The following is a 17,132-nucleotide window of genomic DNA, read 5'->3' on the forward strand; positions in this document are numbered from 1 at the left end:
CTCTTCCCAAAGGAAAAGGCGCCCGCTGGCGCCTTTTTCTATTCCACGAACTCGACGGTGACGCCGGGCTTGACCATCTTGGCCAGTTCGGTCGCGTCCCAGTTGGTCAGCCGGATGCAGCCGTGGCTGTTGGTCTTGCCGATCTTCGACGGTTCCGGGGTGCCGTGAATGCCGTAGCTCGGCTTGGAAAGCGCGATCCAGACCGTGCCCACGGGCCCGTTCGGTCCCGGCGGGATCTGCAGGATCTGGTCGTTGTCGCCCTGCTTGAAGTTCACCTTCGGATTGTAGGTGTAGCCGGGGTCCAGCGCGATCCGCTGCACGGCGTGGGTGCCGGTTGGCGAGGGGGTGTCGGTCGAGCCGATCGTCGCGGGGTAGGCGGCGATCAATCCGCCGTCCTCGCCATAGGCGAAGATCTGCTTCTTGCTCTTGTCGGCGACGATGCGCGCGACATTGCCCTTCTTCGGCTGGCCGGGATTGACGACCTTGATGATCGTGCCCGGAATGGAGAAATCCTTGCCCGGGTTCAGCGCCTTCAGGTAGCTCTCGTCCATGTGGAACTGCTCGGCGAGCTTCTCGCTGGTCGAGGTATAGGACATGGCCGGCATCTGCGCCTTCTGGCCGTAATCGTCGGGAATGGCCGCGACGAACGGGCCTGCGGCATCGGCGGCCGTGATCGTGTAGTCGACGATCGGCAGGCCGCCGGAATAGGCGAGCCGCTGCAGGATGTCCTCGGAATTGTTGGGGTCGAGCGTCTCGCCGGTCATCTCCTGCCAGGCGGCGATCGCCTTGTTGACGTTGTCGCCGAGATGGCCGTCGATGACGCCGGGGGAAATCCCTTCGCGGTCGAGGAAGACCTGCAGCGCGGCGATCTCCGCCTGCGGCTTCTTGGTCACCGCGATGATCGGCTTTTCGGGTTCAAGCGGCATTGCGGGCTGCTGATCACGCTCTATCGAGGCGTAGTCGTCCCGGGGCTCGTCGCCCGGGAAGGGCTGGTCCTCGAGCGGCAGGCGGGTGATCGATCCCGGGCCCGGAATGGTGCCGGTGAACTCGCCGGGTTCGCCCCGGTCCTCGTATCCCGGCTCGCCATGACGGTATTCGCGGTAATCGCGATATCCGGCGGTATCCCGCTGGCGGCGGTAGTCGGAAGGCGGCGGCGGATAGCGGTCGATGCTGCCGGACTGGTAGCCGCCGCGCTGAACTTCGGTGGCGATGACCTCGCCATAGCGGTCGATGAGTATCCGGCGTCCCCTGCGGTCGCGGGTTACCACGACCTCGCCGTCTTCGGGGACATAATCCAGTATGCTGCCGTCGGGAGCGACAAGAAGCGTATCGGTGGCGTAGGGATCGTAGATGGACTGGGCCGAGACCACGGAGGTCGTCGAGGCGCCCTGCGCCACGAGGACTGCTAGACCGAGACCAGCGGTAAGGAGCCGTTTCACGTTGTCACCGACCTTCTTGTTGAACATGGAAGAAATCAACGAATCGGCCAAACGTTCCGGCCGACGCGTTGTCTCTCAGACAAGCGAATTTCGACGCTAGTGTGAAAAAGGTGAATTCGTCCTGAACGTGGCGTTAATATTCGATCACGTTCTTGTCACGGAGACGTTCCGGAATCTGGAGTACTGACATGAAGGTCTTCTCCGCTGCCGCAGGCCCCCGCATCCTGCTGGACGAAACTTCGGTGCTCGACATCGGCTCGTGCTTCATCGGCACCGTCGATCTTGCGCCGGGTCGCGCCATCCCGGACGACGGCGATCCGCGCATCGATCACTCGCTGGAGGGTTTCCTGTTCACCTGCGGGCCCGACCACATCCGCCATCCCGAACCGATCCCGGGCCGGGAAGACAAGGGAAGGTACCCGCTGCACGGTTCCTTCTCCTCCCACCCGGCGGAACTGATGTTCTGGGATTGCCAAGACGGCAATGCGGAGTGTCGGGCGAGGGTCCCGGTCGCGCTTGCCGACGGCGGCTCGGCGCTTCTCGAACGTCACTGGCGCATCGACGGGGAGACAGGCGAAGTCTGTCTTGCCGACCGCCTCACCAATACCGGAACCAGGGCCTTTCCCCCGCTCCACATGTATCACATGAACATCGGGGCCTGGCTGTTCGACGGCGAGGTGCGGCTCACCGGGCAGATGATCGACGAGGGCAGCCTGCCCTGGAATTTCGGCGAGGATCCGGGCGGCGTCTTCTGCGTGCCGGCGGCGCGCGAGGGCGAGGACTGGGCGGAAATCGCCCTTGGTCCGATCGCGGCGATCGGCGGGCTGACGCTGAGGGTGAAGTTCCGCACAGACACGCTTCCGTGGCTGCAGATCTGGCGCAACCAGCAGGCTCCGGCGCATGTGCTCGGCATAGAGCCGGTCTCGCACCGCTGGGTCGGACGCCAGGAGCTCGCGGAGCGCGGGGAACTGCAGTCGCTGAAGCCCGGCGAGAGCATCGACTACGGACTGCGCTTCTCCTTCGTCTGAGCCTGCGTCGATTGACGCCCTGCCGGCTGCGGCGTAAGGGATCACCCAGACAACGAGCCGGAGGAAGAAGCGCATGGATATCCGCCAGATCAACGACGAATATGCCGTGACCGGACAGATCCGGGTCGAGGATCTCGACCAGATCAAGGCCATGGGGTTCAAGTCTCTCGTCTGCAATCGGCCGGACGAGGAAGAACCGGGACAGCCGGAATTTTCCGAGATCGCCGCCCGCGCAGCCGAGCTTGGCCTTGAGATCCGTCATGTGCCCGTGGGCCGCATGGGCGTCGATGCGGAGGCTGTGAACGGCATGGTCGACGCCCTCGACGAACTGCCGCGGCCCATGCTCGGCTATTGCCGTTCCGGCGCCCGTTCGACCGCCATCTACGAAAAGAGCCAGCACCTGCGCGGCTAGGTTTCCCGCGGCCGGCTGAGTGTCGGCCAACATCAGCAGCTCGAACATTTCCAGGAGCATTTATGAGCATCAAGCGCATCGAAACCGGTGCCCGCATGAGCGGCGCCGTCGTCCATGGCAACACCGTCTACCTCTCCGGCCAGGTCGGCGAAGGCGAGACCGTGAAGGAACAGTGCGAATACGCGCTGCGCGAAGTTGACCGCCTTCTGGCTGCCGCAGGCTCCGACAAGTCGAAGATCCTGCAGACGCTGATCTACCTCTCCGACATGGCCTATTTCGCCGAGATGAATGCCGTGTGGGAAGCCTGGGTCGACCCGGCGAACACGCCGGCCCGCGCCACGAGCGAAGCCAAGCTGGCCGCCCCGAAGTACAAGGTCGAATTCACGGTCGTCGCCGCGATCTGAGGGGTGCCCCTCATCCGCCTGCCGGCACCTTCTCCCCGCATGCGGGGAGAAGGGCTATGCCATACCGTTTCGGCCGGATAGCTTGGGGCACGTCACCTCTCCCCGCATGCGGGGAGAGGGCTAGGGTGAGGGGCAATCCCTACGCCTCGTGGGGCAAGGCCCCTACGCCTTCTCCCGAATCTGCGTGAGAGTCCGGGTCGGGGTGATCGCTTCCGCATCCAGCCTCACCTCGATGATCGCGGGTTTGCCGCTCCGGCGTGCACGCTCGAAGGCGGGCGCGAAGTCTTCCGTCCGCGCCACCAGCTCCCCGTGCCCGCCATAGGCCTCGGCGAAGGCGACGAAGTCCGGGTTGACGAGGTCGGTTGCGCTGACGCGGCCGGGATAGTCACGCTCCTGGTGCATGCGGATCGTGCCATAGGTGCCGTTGTTGACGAGTACGGTGATGATCGGCAGGTTGTAGCGTACCGCGGTGATGAACTCCTGGCCGTGCATCATGAAGCAGCCGTCGCCGGCAAAGCAGATCACCTCGCGCTCCGGAAACAGCTGCTTGGCGGCCACGGCGGCCGGCAGGCCGTAGCCCATCGAGCCGGAGGTCGGGGCCGCCTGGGTGTTGTAGCGGCGGAAGCGGTGGAAGCGGTGCACCCAGGTGGCGTAGTTGCCGGCACCGTTGGTGAAGATCGCGTCCTGCGGGGTATTGGCCTCGATCCACTCCATGATCGGTCCCATCTGGACTGCGCCCGGTCCCGTCCGCGGCGGCGTCGACCACTTCAGGTAGGCGTCGTGCATGGCCGACTTCCGTTCGGCCCAGAGAGGCAGAGCCGGCGGCTCGAGCGCCTCGAGGGCGACGCTGAATTCCGCAGGTGCGGCGCAGATGGCGAGATCCGGACGGTAGATGCGGCCGAGTTCCTCGGGGTCGGGATAGACGTGGACGAGCTTCTGCGAGGGGTAGGGGATATCGATCAGCGTGTAGCTCGAAGACGGCATTTCCGACATGCGGGCGCCGACGAGGACGAGGAGGTCGGACTCCTTTATCTCCTTGGCGAGCGCCGGATTGATGCCGATCCCGACGTCGCCGGCGTAGCTCGGATGCATGTGGTCGAACAGCATCTGCCGGCGGAAGGAACATCCGACCGGGACCTTGAAGCGGCTCGCGAACTCCTGGAAGCGGGCGACGGCTTCCGCGTTCCAGCGCGTGCCGCCGAGGATGAACATCGGTCGTTGCGCCTCCTTCAGCATCGCCTCGAACTGCTTCATCTGGCTCGGGCCGGGATGGGCCTCGACCGGGGTATGGGCCATGGCCTGCGGGGCCTCGACCTCATCGACCAGCATGTCCTCCGGCAGCGTCAGCACCACGGGGCCGGGACGTCCGGAAGTCGCCACCGCAAAGGCGCGGGTGACGAATTCGGGGATGCGCCGGGCGTCGTCGATCTCGCCCACCCACTTGGCGAACTCGGTGAAGGCGCGGCGGTATTCGACCTCCTGGAAGGCCTCGCGCTCGCGGGCATCGCGCTGGACCTGGCCGATGAAGAGGATCATCGGGATCGAATCCTGCCGGGCGATGTGAAGGCCGGCAGAGGCGTTGGTGGCGCCCGGACCGCGGGTGACCATGCAGATGCCGGGCTCGCCGGTCAGCCTGCCCCAGCAGTCGGCCATCATCGCGGCGCCGCCTTCCTGGCGGCAGACCAGAACCTCGATGCCGCTGTCATAGAGCGCGTCCAGGACGGCGAGATAGCTTTCTCCGGGCACGCAGGATACGCGCTTGACGCCGTTCGCCTTCAGCGCGTCGACGATCAGTTGGCCTCCGGTCTTCATCGGTCTTTCCCCTTCATTTCGATTTCTTCGAGTTCCGCCAGCACGGCGGCCGTATGTTGGCCGAGCGCCGGGCTCGGGCGGTGGTAGGCAAGCGGCGTCTCCGACAGGACGATCGGCGTGCGCACACTCGGAATGACGGTCCCGTCTTCCGCTTCCAGGTCGACCCGCAGTTGGCGTGCCTTCACCTGCGGATCGTCGAACATTTCGGCGATAGAGTTGATCGGCCCGGCGGGGACGGCGTTTTCGCCACAGGCGGCAAGCAGGTCCGCCTTCGCCCATTTTTCCGTCTCCGCGAGGATCAGGCGCCGCACCTCGACCCGGTTGGCGACACGCGCCTTGTTGGTCGCGAAGCGTTCGTCGTCGGCGAGCGCCTCAATGCCCAGAATGCGGCAGAAGCGGCGGAACTGTCCGTCATTGCCGACGGCGAGGATGACATGGCCGTCCGAAACCGGGATGACCTCATAGGGGCTGATGTTCGGATGGGCATTGCCGAGCCGCGTCGGGGCGGTGCCGGAGATCAGGTAGTTCATGTTCTGGTTGGCGAGGACAGCAGACATTACGTCCAGGAGGGCCATGTCCACGAGCTGTCCTTCGCCCGTCCTCATGGCGTGGATCAGCGCCGCCTGGATGGCGGTCACCGCGTAGATGCCGGTGAAGATGTCGGCAATCGCCACGCCCGCCTTCATCGGTTGGCCGTCGGGCTCGCCGGTGATCGACATGAACCCCGACATGCCCTGCACGATGTAGTCGTAGCCGGCGAGGCTCGCATAGGGCCCGTCCTGGCCGAAGCCGGTGATGGAGCAGTAGACGAGCCTAGGGTTGATCGCCTTGAGGCTTTCGTAGTCGAGGCCGTATTTCTTCAGGCCGTCGAGCTTGAAATTCTCGATCACGACATCCGCGGTCGCCACCAGCCGGCGGACGATCTCCTGGCCCTCCGCCGATTTCAGATCGACGGCGATCGACCGCTTGCCCCGGTTGGTCGCGTGGTAATAGGCGGCGGACAGGTTCGTCCCGTCCTTGCCCTCCACGAAGGGGGGGCCCCAGGCGCGGGTGTCGTCGCCCCCCTCCGGATGCTCCACCTTGATGACGTCGGCGCCCATGTCGGCGAGCATCTGCCCGGCCCAGGGGCCCGCGAGCACGCGGGCAAGCTCGATCACGCGGATGCCGGCGAGCGGCGGCTTCTTTCGGGTATTCTCGGTCATGGGATGTTTATCCGGGGCGCGACCGCGGCTTCGGCGGTCGTTACTGGTTTGGCCGCGACGCGTCGTTCGCGCCAGATGATGTAGAGGCCGGAGCCGACGATGATGGAGATGCCGAGCCATTTCACGGCATCGGGGAAGTCACCGAAGACGAGCCAGCCGAAGAGGGTGGCCGAGACGATCTCGAAATACTGGAGCGGCGCAAGAACGGATGCGGGCGCCACCCGATAGGCGTAGACCGCGAGGATGCCGGACAGGGCGGCGAAGAAGCCCACGCCGACCAGCCAGAGGGAGACGGTGAGGTCGGGCAGCGAGGAGGCAAGGAAGCCGATGTCCGTCAGGTCCCCGGCGAGAAGCAGCAGGGCGCAGATCGGGATTCCCCAGACGGACATCTGGAACTGCATGGCCCAGGGGTTCTCGCGCGGCGCCAGCGCCCGGGTCATGAGGGCGAAGACGGCGACGCAGAAGGCGGTGATGACCGGAAGCACGGCAATCAGGCCGACCTCCTCGAAGCTCGGGCGGATAACGATCATCGCTCCGATGAAGCCGACGCCGCAGGCCGTGTACCGCCGCCAGCCGATCGTCTCGCCGAGGAAGATGCTGGCGAGGATGGTCAGGATGATGGGTTCGACGAAGAAGATCGCGATCGCGTCCGCGACCGGCATGACGGCGAGGGTCGCCACGAAGCAGATCATCGACACGGTGATGATCGCCGCGCGGATCGCGTGGTAACCGCTCATCCGCCAGGAGAAGTTCCGCCAGAGCCCGTGCCAGAGGACGATGGGCAGCATGAACAGCGCCTGGAAGACGAACCGCGCCGCGGTAATCATCGTCGGAGACGTGCTGTCGGTCGCAAGCTTCGAGAAGATATCGATCAGCGGTGCCGCCAGCATGGCCAGCAGCATCAGCAGGAGGCCGTTCACGACCGCCGTCGTGGGTGCGAATGGCGTGGCGGGGCCACCGGTCGGTGAGGTCATGCTTTCCACTCTTGCGACATGCGGCAGGCCCGACGTCGCTGCCGCGAACAAGCTATAGCCAAGGGCAGGGCGGAAGGCACTTGATGAAATGTCATCACTTCATTCCGTTTGCGGGGCGATCGCGGCGCGCGCCCACCGTGCGAAGTCCTCCATCGCCTGCTTCCCCGCCCTTTCCTTCAGGGTTTCGTGCCGGGTGCCGGGCCATATGCGGGTGGTGACATTCCGGAAGCCCTTGCGCGCCATCAGGTCGGAAAGCCATAGGACCTCGCGCCCGCCGTTCGTGGCGGGATCGTCCGCGCCGCCGGCAAGGTTGACGGGGATCGTCCGCGGCAGCCGGTCCAGCATGACCGGTCCGCTGAAGGCGAGGCTGACGACGTCGTTCCAGAGCGAGATGCTCGCATCGTAGCCGCAGAGCGGATCTGCAAGATAGGCATCGACTTCGGCCGGATCGCTGTTCAGCCAGTCGAATTCGCTGCGCCAGCCGGGGATCGACCGGCCCCAGCTGCGGAAGGTCGCTCTCGGCAGGATGGCGCTCGGCACATCGGCGCCCATCAACGCCTTTTCGGCACGCAGGACCAGCTGCGCGAAACGGCCCGAGGCCCCGAGATGGAAATTGGAGTTCCAGAGTGCGAGCCCCCGGAAGCCTTCGGGGTGCCGGCAGGCGGCGTTGAGGGCGATGAGGCCTCCCATGGAATGGCCGAAGAGGATGACCGACAGGCCCGGATGTGCGTCGGCCGCGAGGTTCCGCATCGCCCGGACGTCGTCCACGACCCTGGCGACGCCGTCGCGCACCGCAAACCTTCCCCGCACGGCATCGGGCGCCGTCGTCTCGCCGTGGCCGCGGTGGTCGTGGGCATAGACGTGGAAACCGTTGGCGCTCATCAGCCGGGCAAAGTCGCCGTATCGCCCGGAATGCTCGACCATGCCGTGGCAGATCAGCAGCACGCCGCAGGGGGACGCGACGGCCTCCTCGTGATGATAGGCGAGACTTGCCCCGGTCGGGCTTTCCAGCCGCCTGGTTTCCTCGAACATTGTCCTGCCCCTCCGCTCGCGCATTGCTCCCGGCGCCCGTTTCGCCTAGATAGCGTCCAAACCCCCAGACGCCGGAGCATCATTTCTAATGGCACGCCAGTTCATCTATCACATGGCCGGACTGAACAAGTCCTACGGCAGCAAGAAGATCCTCGAAAACATCCACCTGTCCTTCTATCCCGACGCGAAGATCGGCATTCTCGGCCCGAACGGCGCCGGCAAGTCGACGGTCCTGAAGATCATGGCGGGGCTGGACAAGGAGTTCACGGGCGAGGCCTGGCTCGCCGAAGGCGCGACCCTCGGCTACCTGCCGCAGGAGCCGCAGCTCGACGAGAGCCTCAACGTCTTCGGCAACGTCATGGAAGGCGTGGCCGACAAGAAGGCGATCCTCGATCGCTACAACGAACTGATGATGAACTATTCCGACGAGACCGCGGAAGAGGGCGCCAAGCTCCAGGACATCATCGACAGCCAGAACCTCTGGGACCTGGAAAGCCAGGTCGAGATGGCCATGGAGGCCCTGCGCTGCCCGCCCGGCGATGCGACGATCGACAACCTCTCCGGCGGTGAGAAGCGTCGCGTGGCGCTCTGCCAGCTTCTGCTTCGCCAGCCCGACCTGCTGCTCCTCGACGAGCCCACCAACCACCTCGACGCCGAGACGATCGCCTGGCTCGAAAAGCACCTGCGCGAATATCCGGGCGCCATCCTGATGGTCACCCACGACCGCTACTTCCTCGACAATGTCACCGGCTGGATTCTCGAGCTCGACCGCGGCCGCGGCATCCCCTACGAGGGCAACTACTCTGCCTACCTGACCGCCAAGACCAAGCGCATGGCGCAGGAGGAGCGCGAGGAGGGCAGCAGGCAGAAGGCACTGTCACGTGAACAGGAGTGGATCGCGTCGAGCCCGAAAGCGCGTCAGGCAAAGTCGAAGGCTCGTATCCGCGCCTATGACGAGCTGGTTGCTGCAGCGGAAAATCGGCGTCCCGGCGAGGCTCAGATCATCATTCCGGTCGGCGAGCGCCTCGGCAATGTCGTCATCGAAGCGGAGAACATCTCCAAGACCTATGGCGATCGCGTGCTGTTCGAGAACCTGAGCTTCAAGCTCCCGCCCGGCGGAATCGTCGGCGTCATCGGTCCGAACGGCGCCGGCAAGACGACGCTCTTCCGGATGATCACCGGTCAGGAGAAGCCGGATACGGGCTCGATCAATATCGGCGAGACCGTCCACCTGGGCTATGTCGACCAGAGTCGCGACTCTCTCGATGGTTCGAAGAATGTCTGGGAAGAGATCTCGGGGGGCAACGACATCATCAAGCTCGGCAAGCACGAGATGAACAGCCGCGCCTATTGCGGCGCCTTCAACTTCAAGGGCGGCGACCAGCAGCAGAAGGTCGGCAACCTGTCCGGCGGCCAGCGCAACCGCGTGCACCTCGCCAAGATGCTGAAGTCGGGCGGCAACGTCATCCTGCTCGACGAACCGACGAACGATCTCGACACGGAGACGCTGTCGGCGCTGGAAGACGCGCTCGAAAACTTCGCCGGCTGCGCGGTCATCATCAGCCACGACCGCATGTTCCTCGACCGCCTCGCGACGCATATCCTCGCCTTCGAGGGCGACAGCCATGTGGAATGGTTCGAGGGCAACTTCGAGGACTACGAGCAGGACAAGATCCGTCGCCTCGGCCCCGATTCCGTCAATCCGAAGCGCGTCACCTACAAGCGCCTGACGCGCTGACCGGTTCCGCCCTTATAGTCACAGAAACGGGCCGCCTCAGGGTGGCCCGTTTTCGTCTGCGGGATTCTGTCGAGACCAAAGTTGCATAAAGATTTGTTAGTAAGCCTTGGCTAGCAAGGAGCATGCAGTGGATGAGGAGCTGCAGCATGCCGTCATGAGGACGACCCAGAGGAAGTTTTCATGTCATTCATACAACGCCTTTCCGTTCGCCAATCCCTTGCAATCCTGACGGTCGTGCCGCTCGCCGCCGCGATCACGTTCGGGGGCTGGCTGACCTACGAAGCCTACGAGGAGCGGGCGGCTGCCCAGAACGCGGTTCTGCTGGAGCGCGTCGCGAGAGCCGGTGGCAAGCTCGCTGTCCTCATTCCTGCCGAAAGCGGGGCTGCCCCGGACCAGCGCGCGGCGGCGCGCAAGGCAACCGACGAGACCCGGGATGCCCTTCTCAAGGCGTATGGTGACGTGGTTACGGCGGGTTTCAACGATCCGGCGCTTGCCGCCTTCGTCGAGAACTTCAAGACCCGTTTCGCCAAGATCCCGGGCTACCGCCAGGAAGTCGATGCGGGAACCGCAAGCTCGATCAGTGCCCTTCAGGTCCTGCAGCCGGCTGTCGCCGCCGGTGCGGAGATCACCCGTCGTGCCGGCGCGATGTCCCAGGACAGCGACTTCGCTCGCGCCGCTGCCGGTTACTACGCCATGATGCAGGTCGGCGACGGCTACCAGATGCTGAACCGGCTGGCCGGTGAATATGCCAAGGGGCCGCTCGGCATGGACGCCACCAGGATGTTCATGCGCAGCGCAGGTCTGCTCGGTGCCTATACCGCGCCGTTTCGGGAATCGGTCCCGGCCGACATTCTTGCCGAATACGACGGCTTCTTCGCCGGCTCTTCCGGCCAGGCGGTGGAACGCGTTCGTGGGCTGATGGCCGCAAACGAAGCCTATACGCCGGCACCGGGCGAAGCTGAACTCTGGGAGAAGGCGAACCTCGAGCGGCGCGCATTCATTTCCGCGCTGATCGATCGGGCCGGCGACCGTATGACCCACATGGTGCAGGAAAAGCTCGCTTCGGCGACGACCTATCTCACCGTACTTGCGGGATCGATGTTCTTCATCGTCGCCTGCGTGGTTGCTCTCAGCTTGGCGGTGACGCGCAACTTCTCGCGGACCCTCACGGGCATCGGCGACCGCATGAAGACGCTTGCCGAGGGCGATACCGCCCGTGCTATCCCCTTCGTGGGACGCAGGGACGAAATCGGCGGCATGGCGCGTTCCGTCGAGGTCTTCCGGGAGGCGGCCATCCGCAACGCCGAACTCGAGGCCGAACGGGAAAACAGCCGCGAACAGGCGGAGCGCGATCGCGTCGAGATGCAGCGTCGAGCCGAAGATGAGGCCGAGCAGCGTCTCAACCAGGCGACCGGCGCGCTGGCCGCAGGGCTGCGGCGCCTGGCCGGCGGAGACATGTTGTGCGAGATCGAGCAGCCTTTCGCCACCCAGTTCGAGCCGCTGCGCCACGACTTCAATACGTCTGTCTCGCAGTTGCGCGAGGCTCTCGCCAGCGTCGGCAAATCCGTCTCGACGGTGACCGGCGGCTCCAGGGAGATTTCCGAGGCGTCGGACAATCTTTCGCGCCGGACCGAGCAGCAGGCCGCCTCGCTCGAGGAGACTGCCGCCGCGCTCGAGGAAATCACCTCGAACGTCAACGCGACATCCCGCCGTACCGAGGAGGCCCGCGAGGTCGTCAGGGATGCCCGGGCGCGCGCGGACCAGTCCGGCAAGGTCGTCCGCAATGCCGTTGCCGCCATGGAGCGCATCGAGCATTCGTCCCGCCAGATCGGCCAGATCATCTCGGTGATCGACGAGATCGCCTTCCAGACCAATCTCCTGGCGCTCAATGCCGGCGTCGAGGCGGCGCGTGCGGGCGAGGCGGGCAAGGGCTTTGCGGTCGTTGCCCAGGAAGTTCGCGAACTGGCGCAGCGATCCGCCAACGCGGCGAAGGAAATCCAGAGCCTGATCGGCAATTCCGCGCTCGCCGTCGGCGAGGGCGTTCGTCTCGTGAACGACACGGGCGAGGGGCTCGGGATGATCGAGAACCTCGTGCAGGCGATCAACACGCACATGGATGCCATTGCGACGGCGGCGCAGGAACAGGCGGCCGGGCTTACCGAGGTCAACACCGCCGTGAACCATATGGACCACGCGACGCAGCAGAATGCGGCGATGGTAGAGGAGATGAACGCGGCGGGTGCCAGCCTCGCCCAGGAGAGCGCTGCTCTCAGCGCGCTTCTCTCGCAGTTCAAGGTCGGGGACGCCGTCCAGGACCTGCGGGGTGCCGCAGGCCAGATGCGTGCTCCGGCACTCGCCGCCCCGCGCGCGAGGCCGGCGACCCCCGCGAGGGCGCGTCCCGCGTCCCGTTCCGCCGGCAACGCTGCCTTGGCGCAGGCGCCTGCGGACGACTGGCAGGAATTCTGATCGCCCTCATGGACGCGTGGAGGGGCGGCCGGCGTGCCGCCCTTTCGCTTTCCTGCATCATGCGGGATTAAGGGTTGCCACGCTCTTCGATTAGATATAAACATATCTTTATATCTTGATCGCAAGGATAGGTTTGATGGGACATTCCCTGGATACCCTCGTGGATGTACTGAAGACCGCAGGCGAGCCGACGAGGTTTCGCCTCCTGGCGCTGGTTGCCGCCGGCGACCTTACGGTCACCGACCTTACCGAAATCCTCGGCCAGTCGCAGCCGCGCATTTCCCGCCACCTGAAGCTTCTCGCCGAGGAAGACCTGATCGAGCGCTACCAGGAAGGGGCCTGGGCCTATTTCCGGCTCAAGCGGGACGGTACGGCGGCGGCGCTGGTCCGCACGCTCCTGACGGCGGTTTCGCTGGACGACCCCATCCTTGCCCGCGACCGGGAGCGCCTGGCGACGGTCAAGCAGGCGAGGGCGGAGCGGGCGCAGCACTATTTCAGCCGCAATGCCACCGAGTGGGACGAACTGCGACGCCTGCAGGTGAGCGACGCGGCGGTCGAGAAGGCGATGCTGAAGCTCGTGGGACGCAATCCCGTCGATTCGCTCCTCGACCTCGGAACCGGCACCGGATGGATCCTCCAGCTGCTCTCCAACGTCTATCGCCGCGCCGTCGGGATCGACGCCAGCCGCGACATGCTCTCCGTAGCGCGCGCAAACCTGGACAAGGCTGGGATCGTCAAGGCCTCGGTGCGCCAGGGCGATATTCTCAACCTGCCGCTGGACGGACAGGATTTCGACCTCGTCACGATCCATCAGGTCCTCCACTTTCTCGACCAGCCCGAACGGGCGATTGCCGAGGCGGCGCGCGTGCTGCGGCCCGGCGGGCGCCTGCTCATCGTCGATCTCGCGCCTCACAACCTCGAATACCTGCGGGATGAGCATGCTCACGTCCGTCTCGGCTTTTCCCACCAGACGATGGCGGACTGGCTCGAGAAGGTCGGCCTCGACGTGCAGGAGGTCGTCGATCTCGCTGCGGACAAGCAGGGCGGCCCGTCGCTGACGGCCACCGTATGGCTTGCCCGGGACCGTCGACTGCTGATCGCCGACGATGTCGCATCCCAAGAAATGACTCCGGCCTGAAAGGACCTTCTCCATGACACCGACGCCCTCGCTGCGGAGATCCTTCGGGATTTCGTTCGAGTTCTTTCCGCCGCGCTCCCCGGAGATGGAAGGCCAGCTGTGGGACGCCGTCCTCGATCTCGGCGCCTGGAATCCCGACTTCGTCTCGGTGACCTATGGAGCCGGCGGCTCCACAAAGGCGCCGACGCTTGCGGTCGTCAGACGTCTCATCCGCGAGACCGATCTTCCCACCGCCGCGCACCTGACCTGCGTCGATGCCTCGCGTGAGGAGACGCGCAGCGTCGTGGAGGAATTCCGTGCCGCCGGCGTCAGCCGGATCGTGGCGCTGCGCGGTGATCCGGCAAGCGGCATCGGGACCGAATACCGGCCGCACAGCGAGGGTTATGCCAACGCGGCCGAACTGGTGAGCGGGCTGCGCGGGCTCGGCAGTTTCGACATTTCGGTTTCCGCCTACCCGGAAAAGCATCCTGAAAGCGCGGATCTCGACGCCGATATCGACATGCTGAAACGCAAGGCGGATGCCGGCGCCACTCGCGCCCTGACGCAGTTCTTCTTCGATAACGACCTCTACGAGCGTTACCTGGAGAAGGTGCGGGCGGCGGGCATCACCATGCCGATCGTGCCGGGTATCATGCCGATCCAGAACCTGACGCAGCTGAAGCGGTTTGCCGGCCGCTGCGGCTCTTCCGTCCCGTCGTTCCTCGACAAGCGTTTCGAGGGATACGAGGACAGGCCTGAGGAGCGCGCCAGGGTGGCCGCCGACGTCGCCGCCGAACAGATCGACGATCTTATCGGCCGAGGCGTGACGGACTTCCACATATACACGATGAACCGGTCCAGCCTCGTCAACCAGGTGCTGGAGCTGCTGGGGCGCGCCCGACGCGCGGAGGCAGGCGCCGCAGCATGAGAAAACGCAGCTCGCGGGAGCTGCGTTTCCAGTCTGTCAAACTTTTATCCTAGTGTCACGGATGCCAGATATGTCCAGGTGCGGAGAGATTGTGGGCGCTCAGATAAAGAGCATGGAAGCCACGAACACAAACGCTGCACCGACTACGAGGACATTAAGAGAGTATACACGTCCCATGTCTGCCTCCTTGCGTTGACTGGAGGAGTTTATGTCGAAATTTCGGCCGTTGGAAAGCGATTTCTGTGTTGCGGCGCAGCAGCGGGCGGCCGGAATTCTTATGTCGTTTCAGCGTAAGGCGCTGAAATCATATATAAAACGTGGCGTTAATATTGCTTTATAATTCATTAAGAACGGGTCGCCGCTTGTTACCAAGCGATACAGATTGTGAGGAGGCGAGGCGGTTTTAGCCGATCCGCCCCGGTCTTTCCTGGCCCCGGAGACGCTCCAGAATCCGCCCGTCGAGCACCAGCAGCCCGAGCGCGATGAGCGCCAGTCCGGCGATGTCGGTCGGCATCAGCCGCTCGCCCAGGAAGATCGCGCCCAGGAGGATCGCGCTCGGAGGAACGAGGAGCGTGACGAGCGACGCATTGGTGGCCCCGGCGAGCGTCAGGAGGCGAAAGAAGAGGAGGTAGGCGAAGGCGGTGGACACCAGCGCCAGGCCGAGGATTGCAAGGATCGCCGCCGTTCCGGGCATCGGCAGCGACCATGGCTGATCCGCGAGAAGGGCGACGGGCAGCATCATGAGGGAAGAGGCGGTCAATTGGCCGGTGGCGGTCACCGGCGCCGGTACGTCGCGGAAGCGCTTGCCGAAGATGCCTGCGATCCCGTAGCAGACCGCGGCCAGGATCGGGAGCGTGAGGGCCCAAAACGGCGCATGCGCGGCCGAGGTCACGGCAGGCCCCAGAAGGACAACCGTTCCCGCAAGCCCGGTCAGGCAGCCGGCGATCTTCCCGGCGGTGAGCTTTTCATCGGTCGTCCAGCGGTTGGCGATGAGCACGGTCCAGATCGGCGTCGTCGCGTTGAGGATGGAGGCAAGGCCGGCCCCGATCTCCGTCTGGCCAAAGAAGATCAGCGTGTGCGGCAGTGCGTTGTTGATGAAGCCCAGGATGACGAAATCCCGCCATCGGCTGCGGATCGTCGCGTAGAGACCGAACCGCCCGTGCAGATAGACGTGCAGGGCGATCGCCGCCAGCGAGAGCCGCAGGAAGACGAGCGTGAAGGGCGGCACTTCAAGGACCGCGATCCGCCCGAAGAAGAAGGAGCCGCCCCAGATCAGTCCGAGGAGCAGCAACAGGGCCCATGACGTGAGCGTCAGGCGCGGGCTGGAGGCTGTCGACATCCGTTACTCCCTTCCTCGCCGGCAGTGTGGCCGCGCCCGTTGACCCGCCCGATCAGAGCGCCTGCAGAAGTTCCTGCGTCGGCCAGCCGTCGGCAGGGATGCCGAGCCGGGCCTGTTCCTTCTGTACCGCCCGGCGGGTGCCGGAACCGAGGATCCCGTCCACCTTGCCGACATCGTGCCCAAGGGACTGCAGCTTGGTCTGCAGCGACCTCATGGAGGCGTCGTCCAGACCGGTCGCCGGGTTGCCCTTCTGGTAGGCCGGAGCCCCCATCAGCCGGGTCGCGAAATAGGCGGCCGAGGTCGTGTAGATGAAGGACTGGTTCCATTCCAGGTAGATGTTGAAGTTGGGATAGGTCAGGAAGGCCGGGCCATTGCGGCCCTGCGGCAGCACCACGGCAGCGGGGAGGGACCCGAACCCGGTATTGCCGTCGCGCGGCTCGACGCCCATCGCAAACCATTCGGACGCCGGTACCTCGTTGCCGAGGCCGGTCTTCTCCCAGGGGAGATCGGCCGGCAGGGTGACTTCCTGTATCCAGGGCTCGCCGCGGCGGAAGCCGAGGCTCTGGATGAACTTCGCCGCCGTCAGGATCGCGTCGGGCGCGCTGTCCTTGACGTTGACATGCCCGTCGCCGTCGCCGTCGATGCCATAGGCGATGATGTCCTCGGGCAGCATCTGCACTTGTCCGATCTCGCCGGCCCAGGCCCCGGTATTGGTCTCCGGCTCAAGATCGCCGTGCTGCACCATCTCGACCAGCGCCAGCAATTGCGGCCGGAAAAGCTCCGGCCGGCGACAGTCGTGGGCAAGGGTCACGAGCGCGTTGCGGGTGTTGAAGTCGCCCTGGACGACGCCGAAGTCCGTCTCCATCGCCCAGAAGGCGGCGATGACGCCGGCGGGAACGCCGAACTCCTGCTCGGCCCGCTGGAAGACATCCGCATACTGCCGGATCTTCTGGCTGCCGATGTCGAGGCGCGCCTTGCTGACCGTCCGCTGCGAGAATTCCAGGAAGGTCTGCTTGAAGACGCCCTGGGCCCGGTCGCGGGAGAGGACCTTCTCGTCGATCCTTGCACCGGAAAGGGCCCGGTCCGCGACCTCGGCGGGAATGCCCTTCGCCACCGCTTCGGCCCTGACGCCCGCGAGGAAGGCGCCGAGGTCTCCGCCGCAGCTCTGCGCGGCGGCGGGAAGGGCGATGCATGTCGACAGGAGGGCGGACAGGGCGAGGCTACGGACAGGCGACATTCGG

At 65.2% G+C, this 17,132-nt stretch carries 14 protein-coding genes; 7 read left to right on the forward strand and 7 right to left on the reverse strand.

Going from position 1 to position 17,132, the window contains the following annotated elements; translation table 11 throughout:
* Positions 1–38 precede the first annotated feature (38 nt).
* Positions 39–1,439, reverse strand: coding sequence for a L,D-transpeptidase (locus tag ACWGPT_RS17975; RefSeq protein WP_452607076.1), 1,401 nt, complete (start codon positions 1,437–1,439; stop codon positions 39–41).
* A 188-nt stretch (positions 1,440–1,627) separates the two neighbouring features.
* Here ACWGPT_RS17975 and ACWGPT_RS17980 point away from each other — a divergent pair, with 188 nt between their 5' ends.
* From ACWGPT_RS17980 to ACWGPT_RS17990, 3 genes are all read left to right on the forward strand, one after another.
* Positions 1,628–2,467, forward strand: a complete 840-nt coding sequence (locus ACWGPT_RS17980) for a DUF4432 family protein (protein WP_452607005.1) — start codon at positions 1,628–1,630, stop codon at positions 2,465–2,467.
* A 73-nt stretch (positions 2,468–2,540) separates the two neighbouring features.
* Entirely contained in the window at positions 2,541–2,879 is a 339-nt protein-coding gene (locus tag ACWGPT_RS17985) for a TIGR01244 family sulfur transferase (RefSeq protein ID WP_452607006.1), read from the forward strand.
* Positions 2,880–2,941: 62 nt separating this feature from the next.
* On the forward strand, positions 2,942–3,283 hold the full coding sequence (locus ACWGPT_RS17990; RefSeq protein ID WP_452607007.1) for a RidA family protein: 342 nt from the start codon (positions 2,942–2,944) through the stop codon (positions 3,281–3,283).
* Between the two features lie 162 nt (positions 3,284–3,445).
* Here ACWGPT_RS17990 and ACWGPT_RS17995 read toward each other — a convergent pair whose 3' ends face one another.
* The 4 genes from ACWGPT_RS17995 to ACWGPT_RS18010 form a co-directional block, all read right to left on the reverse strand.
* Positions 3,446–5,095 (reverse strand): thiamine pyrophosphate-binding protein, encoded by a 1,650-nt coding sequence (locus ACWGPT_RS17995; protein ID WP_452607008.1) that lies wholly within the window; start codon positions 5,093–5,095, stop codon positions 3,446–3,448.
* Complete coding sequence (locus tag ACWGPT_RS18000) at positions 5,092–6,297, reverse strand: CaiB/BaiF CoA transferase family protein (protein ID WP_452607009.1); 1,206 nt, start codon at positions 6,295–6,297, stop codon at positions 5,092–5,094. Before ACWGPT_RS18000 ends, ACWGPT_RS17995 begins: the two co-directional genes overlap by 4 nt.
* Entirely contained in the window at positions 6,294–7,271 is a 978-nt protein-coding gene (locus ACWGPT_RS18005; RefSeq protein WP_452607010.1) for a DMT family transporter, read from the reverse strand. The genes ACWGPT_RS18000 and ACWGPT_RS18005 overlap by 4 nt, the downstream gene beginning before the upstream one ends.
* 99 nt (positions 7,272–7,370) lie before the next feature.
* Positions 7,371–8,303 carry an alpha/beta fold hydrolase gene (locus ACWGPT_RS18010; protein ID WP_452607011.1) on the reverse strand — a complete coding sequence of 311 codons (933 nt, stop codon included), beginning with the start codon at positions 8,301–8,303 and terminating at the stop codon, positions 7,371–7,373.
* An 88-nt stretch (positions 8,304–8,391) separates the two neighbouring features.
* Between ACWGPT_RS18010 and ettA the strand changes: the two genes are divergently transcribed.
* The 4 genes from ettA (at position 8,392) to metF (ending at position 14,552) form a co-directional block, all read left to right on the forward strand.
* The gene (gene ettA / locus ACWGPT_RS18015) at positions 8,392–10,041 is read left to right on the forward strand and encodes an energy-dependent translational throttle protein EttA (RefSeq protein ID WP_452607012.1); all 1,650 of its coding nucleotides are present in this window, start codon (positions 8,392–8,394) and stop codon (positions 10,039–10,041) included.
* A 180-nt stretch (positions 10,042–10,221) separates the two neighbouring features.
* Positions 10,222–12,507, forward strand: a complete 2,286-nt coding sequence (locus tag ACWGPT_RS18020; protein ID WP_452607013.1) for a methyl-accepting chemotaxis protein — start codon at positions 10,222–10,224, stop codon at positions 12,505–12,507.
* 136 nt (positions 12,508–12,643) lie between these two features.
* Complete coding sequence (locus ACWGPT_RS18025) at positions 12,644–13,645, forward strand: ArsR/SmtB family transcription factor (RefSeq protein ID WP_452607014.1); 1,002 nt, start codon at positions 12,644–12,646, stop codon at positions 13,643–13,645.
* Between the two features lie 13 nt (positions 13,646–13,658).
* A complete protein-coding gene (metF, locus tag ACWGPT_RS18030) occupies positions 13,659–14,552 on the forward strand; it encodes a methylenetetrahydrofolate reductase [NAD(P)H] (protein ID WP_452607015.1) in 894 nt (297 codons plus the stop codon).
* Positions 14,553–14,955: 403 nt separating this feature from the next.
* Here metF and ACWGPT_RS18035 read toward each other — a convergent pair whose 3' ends face one another.
* On the reverse strand, positions 14,956–15,891 hold the full coding sequence (locus ACWGPT_RS18035) for a DMT family transporter (protein ID WP_452607016.1): 936 nt from the start codon (positions 15,889–15,891) through the stop codon (positions 14,956–14,958).
* Between the two features lie 52 nt (positions 15,892–15,943).
* Positions 15,944–17,128 carry a lytic murein transglycosylase gene (locus ACWGPT_RS18040; protein ID WP_452607017.1) on the reverse strand — a complete coding sequence of 395 codons (1,185 nt, stop codon included), beginning with the start codon at positions 17,126–17,128 and terminating at the stop codon, positions 15,944–15,946.
* Positions 17,129–17,132 lie beyond the last annotated feature (4 nt).

This window comes from Pseudorhizobium sp. NPDC055634 (assembly GCF_053618655.1).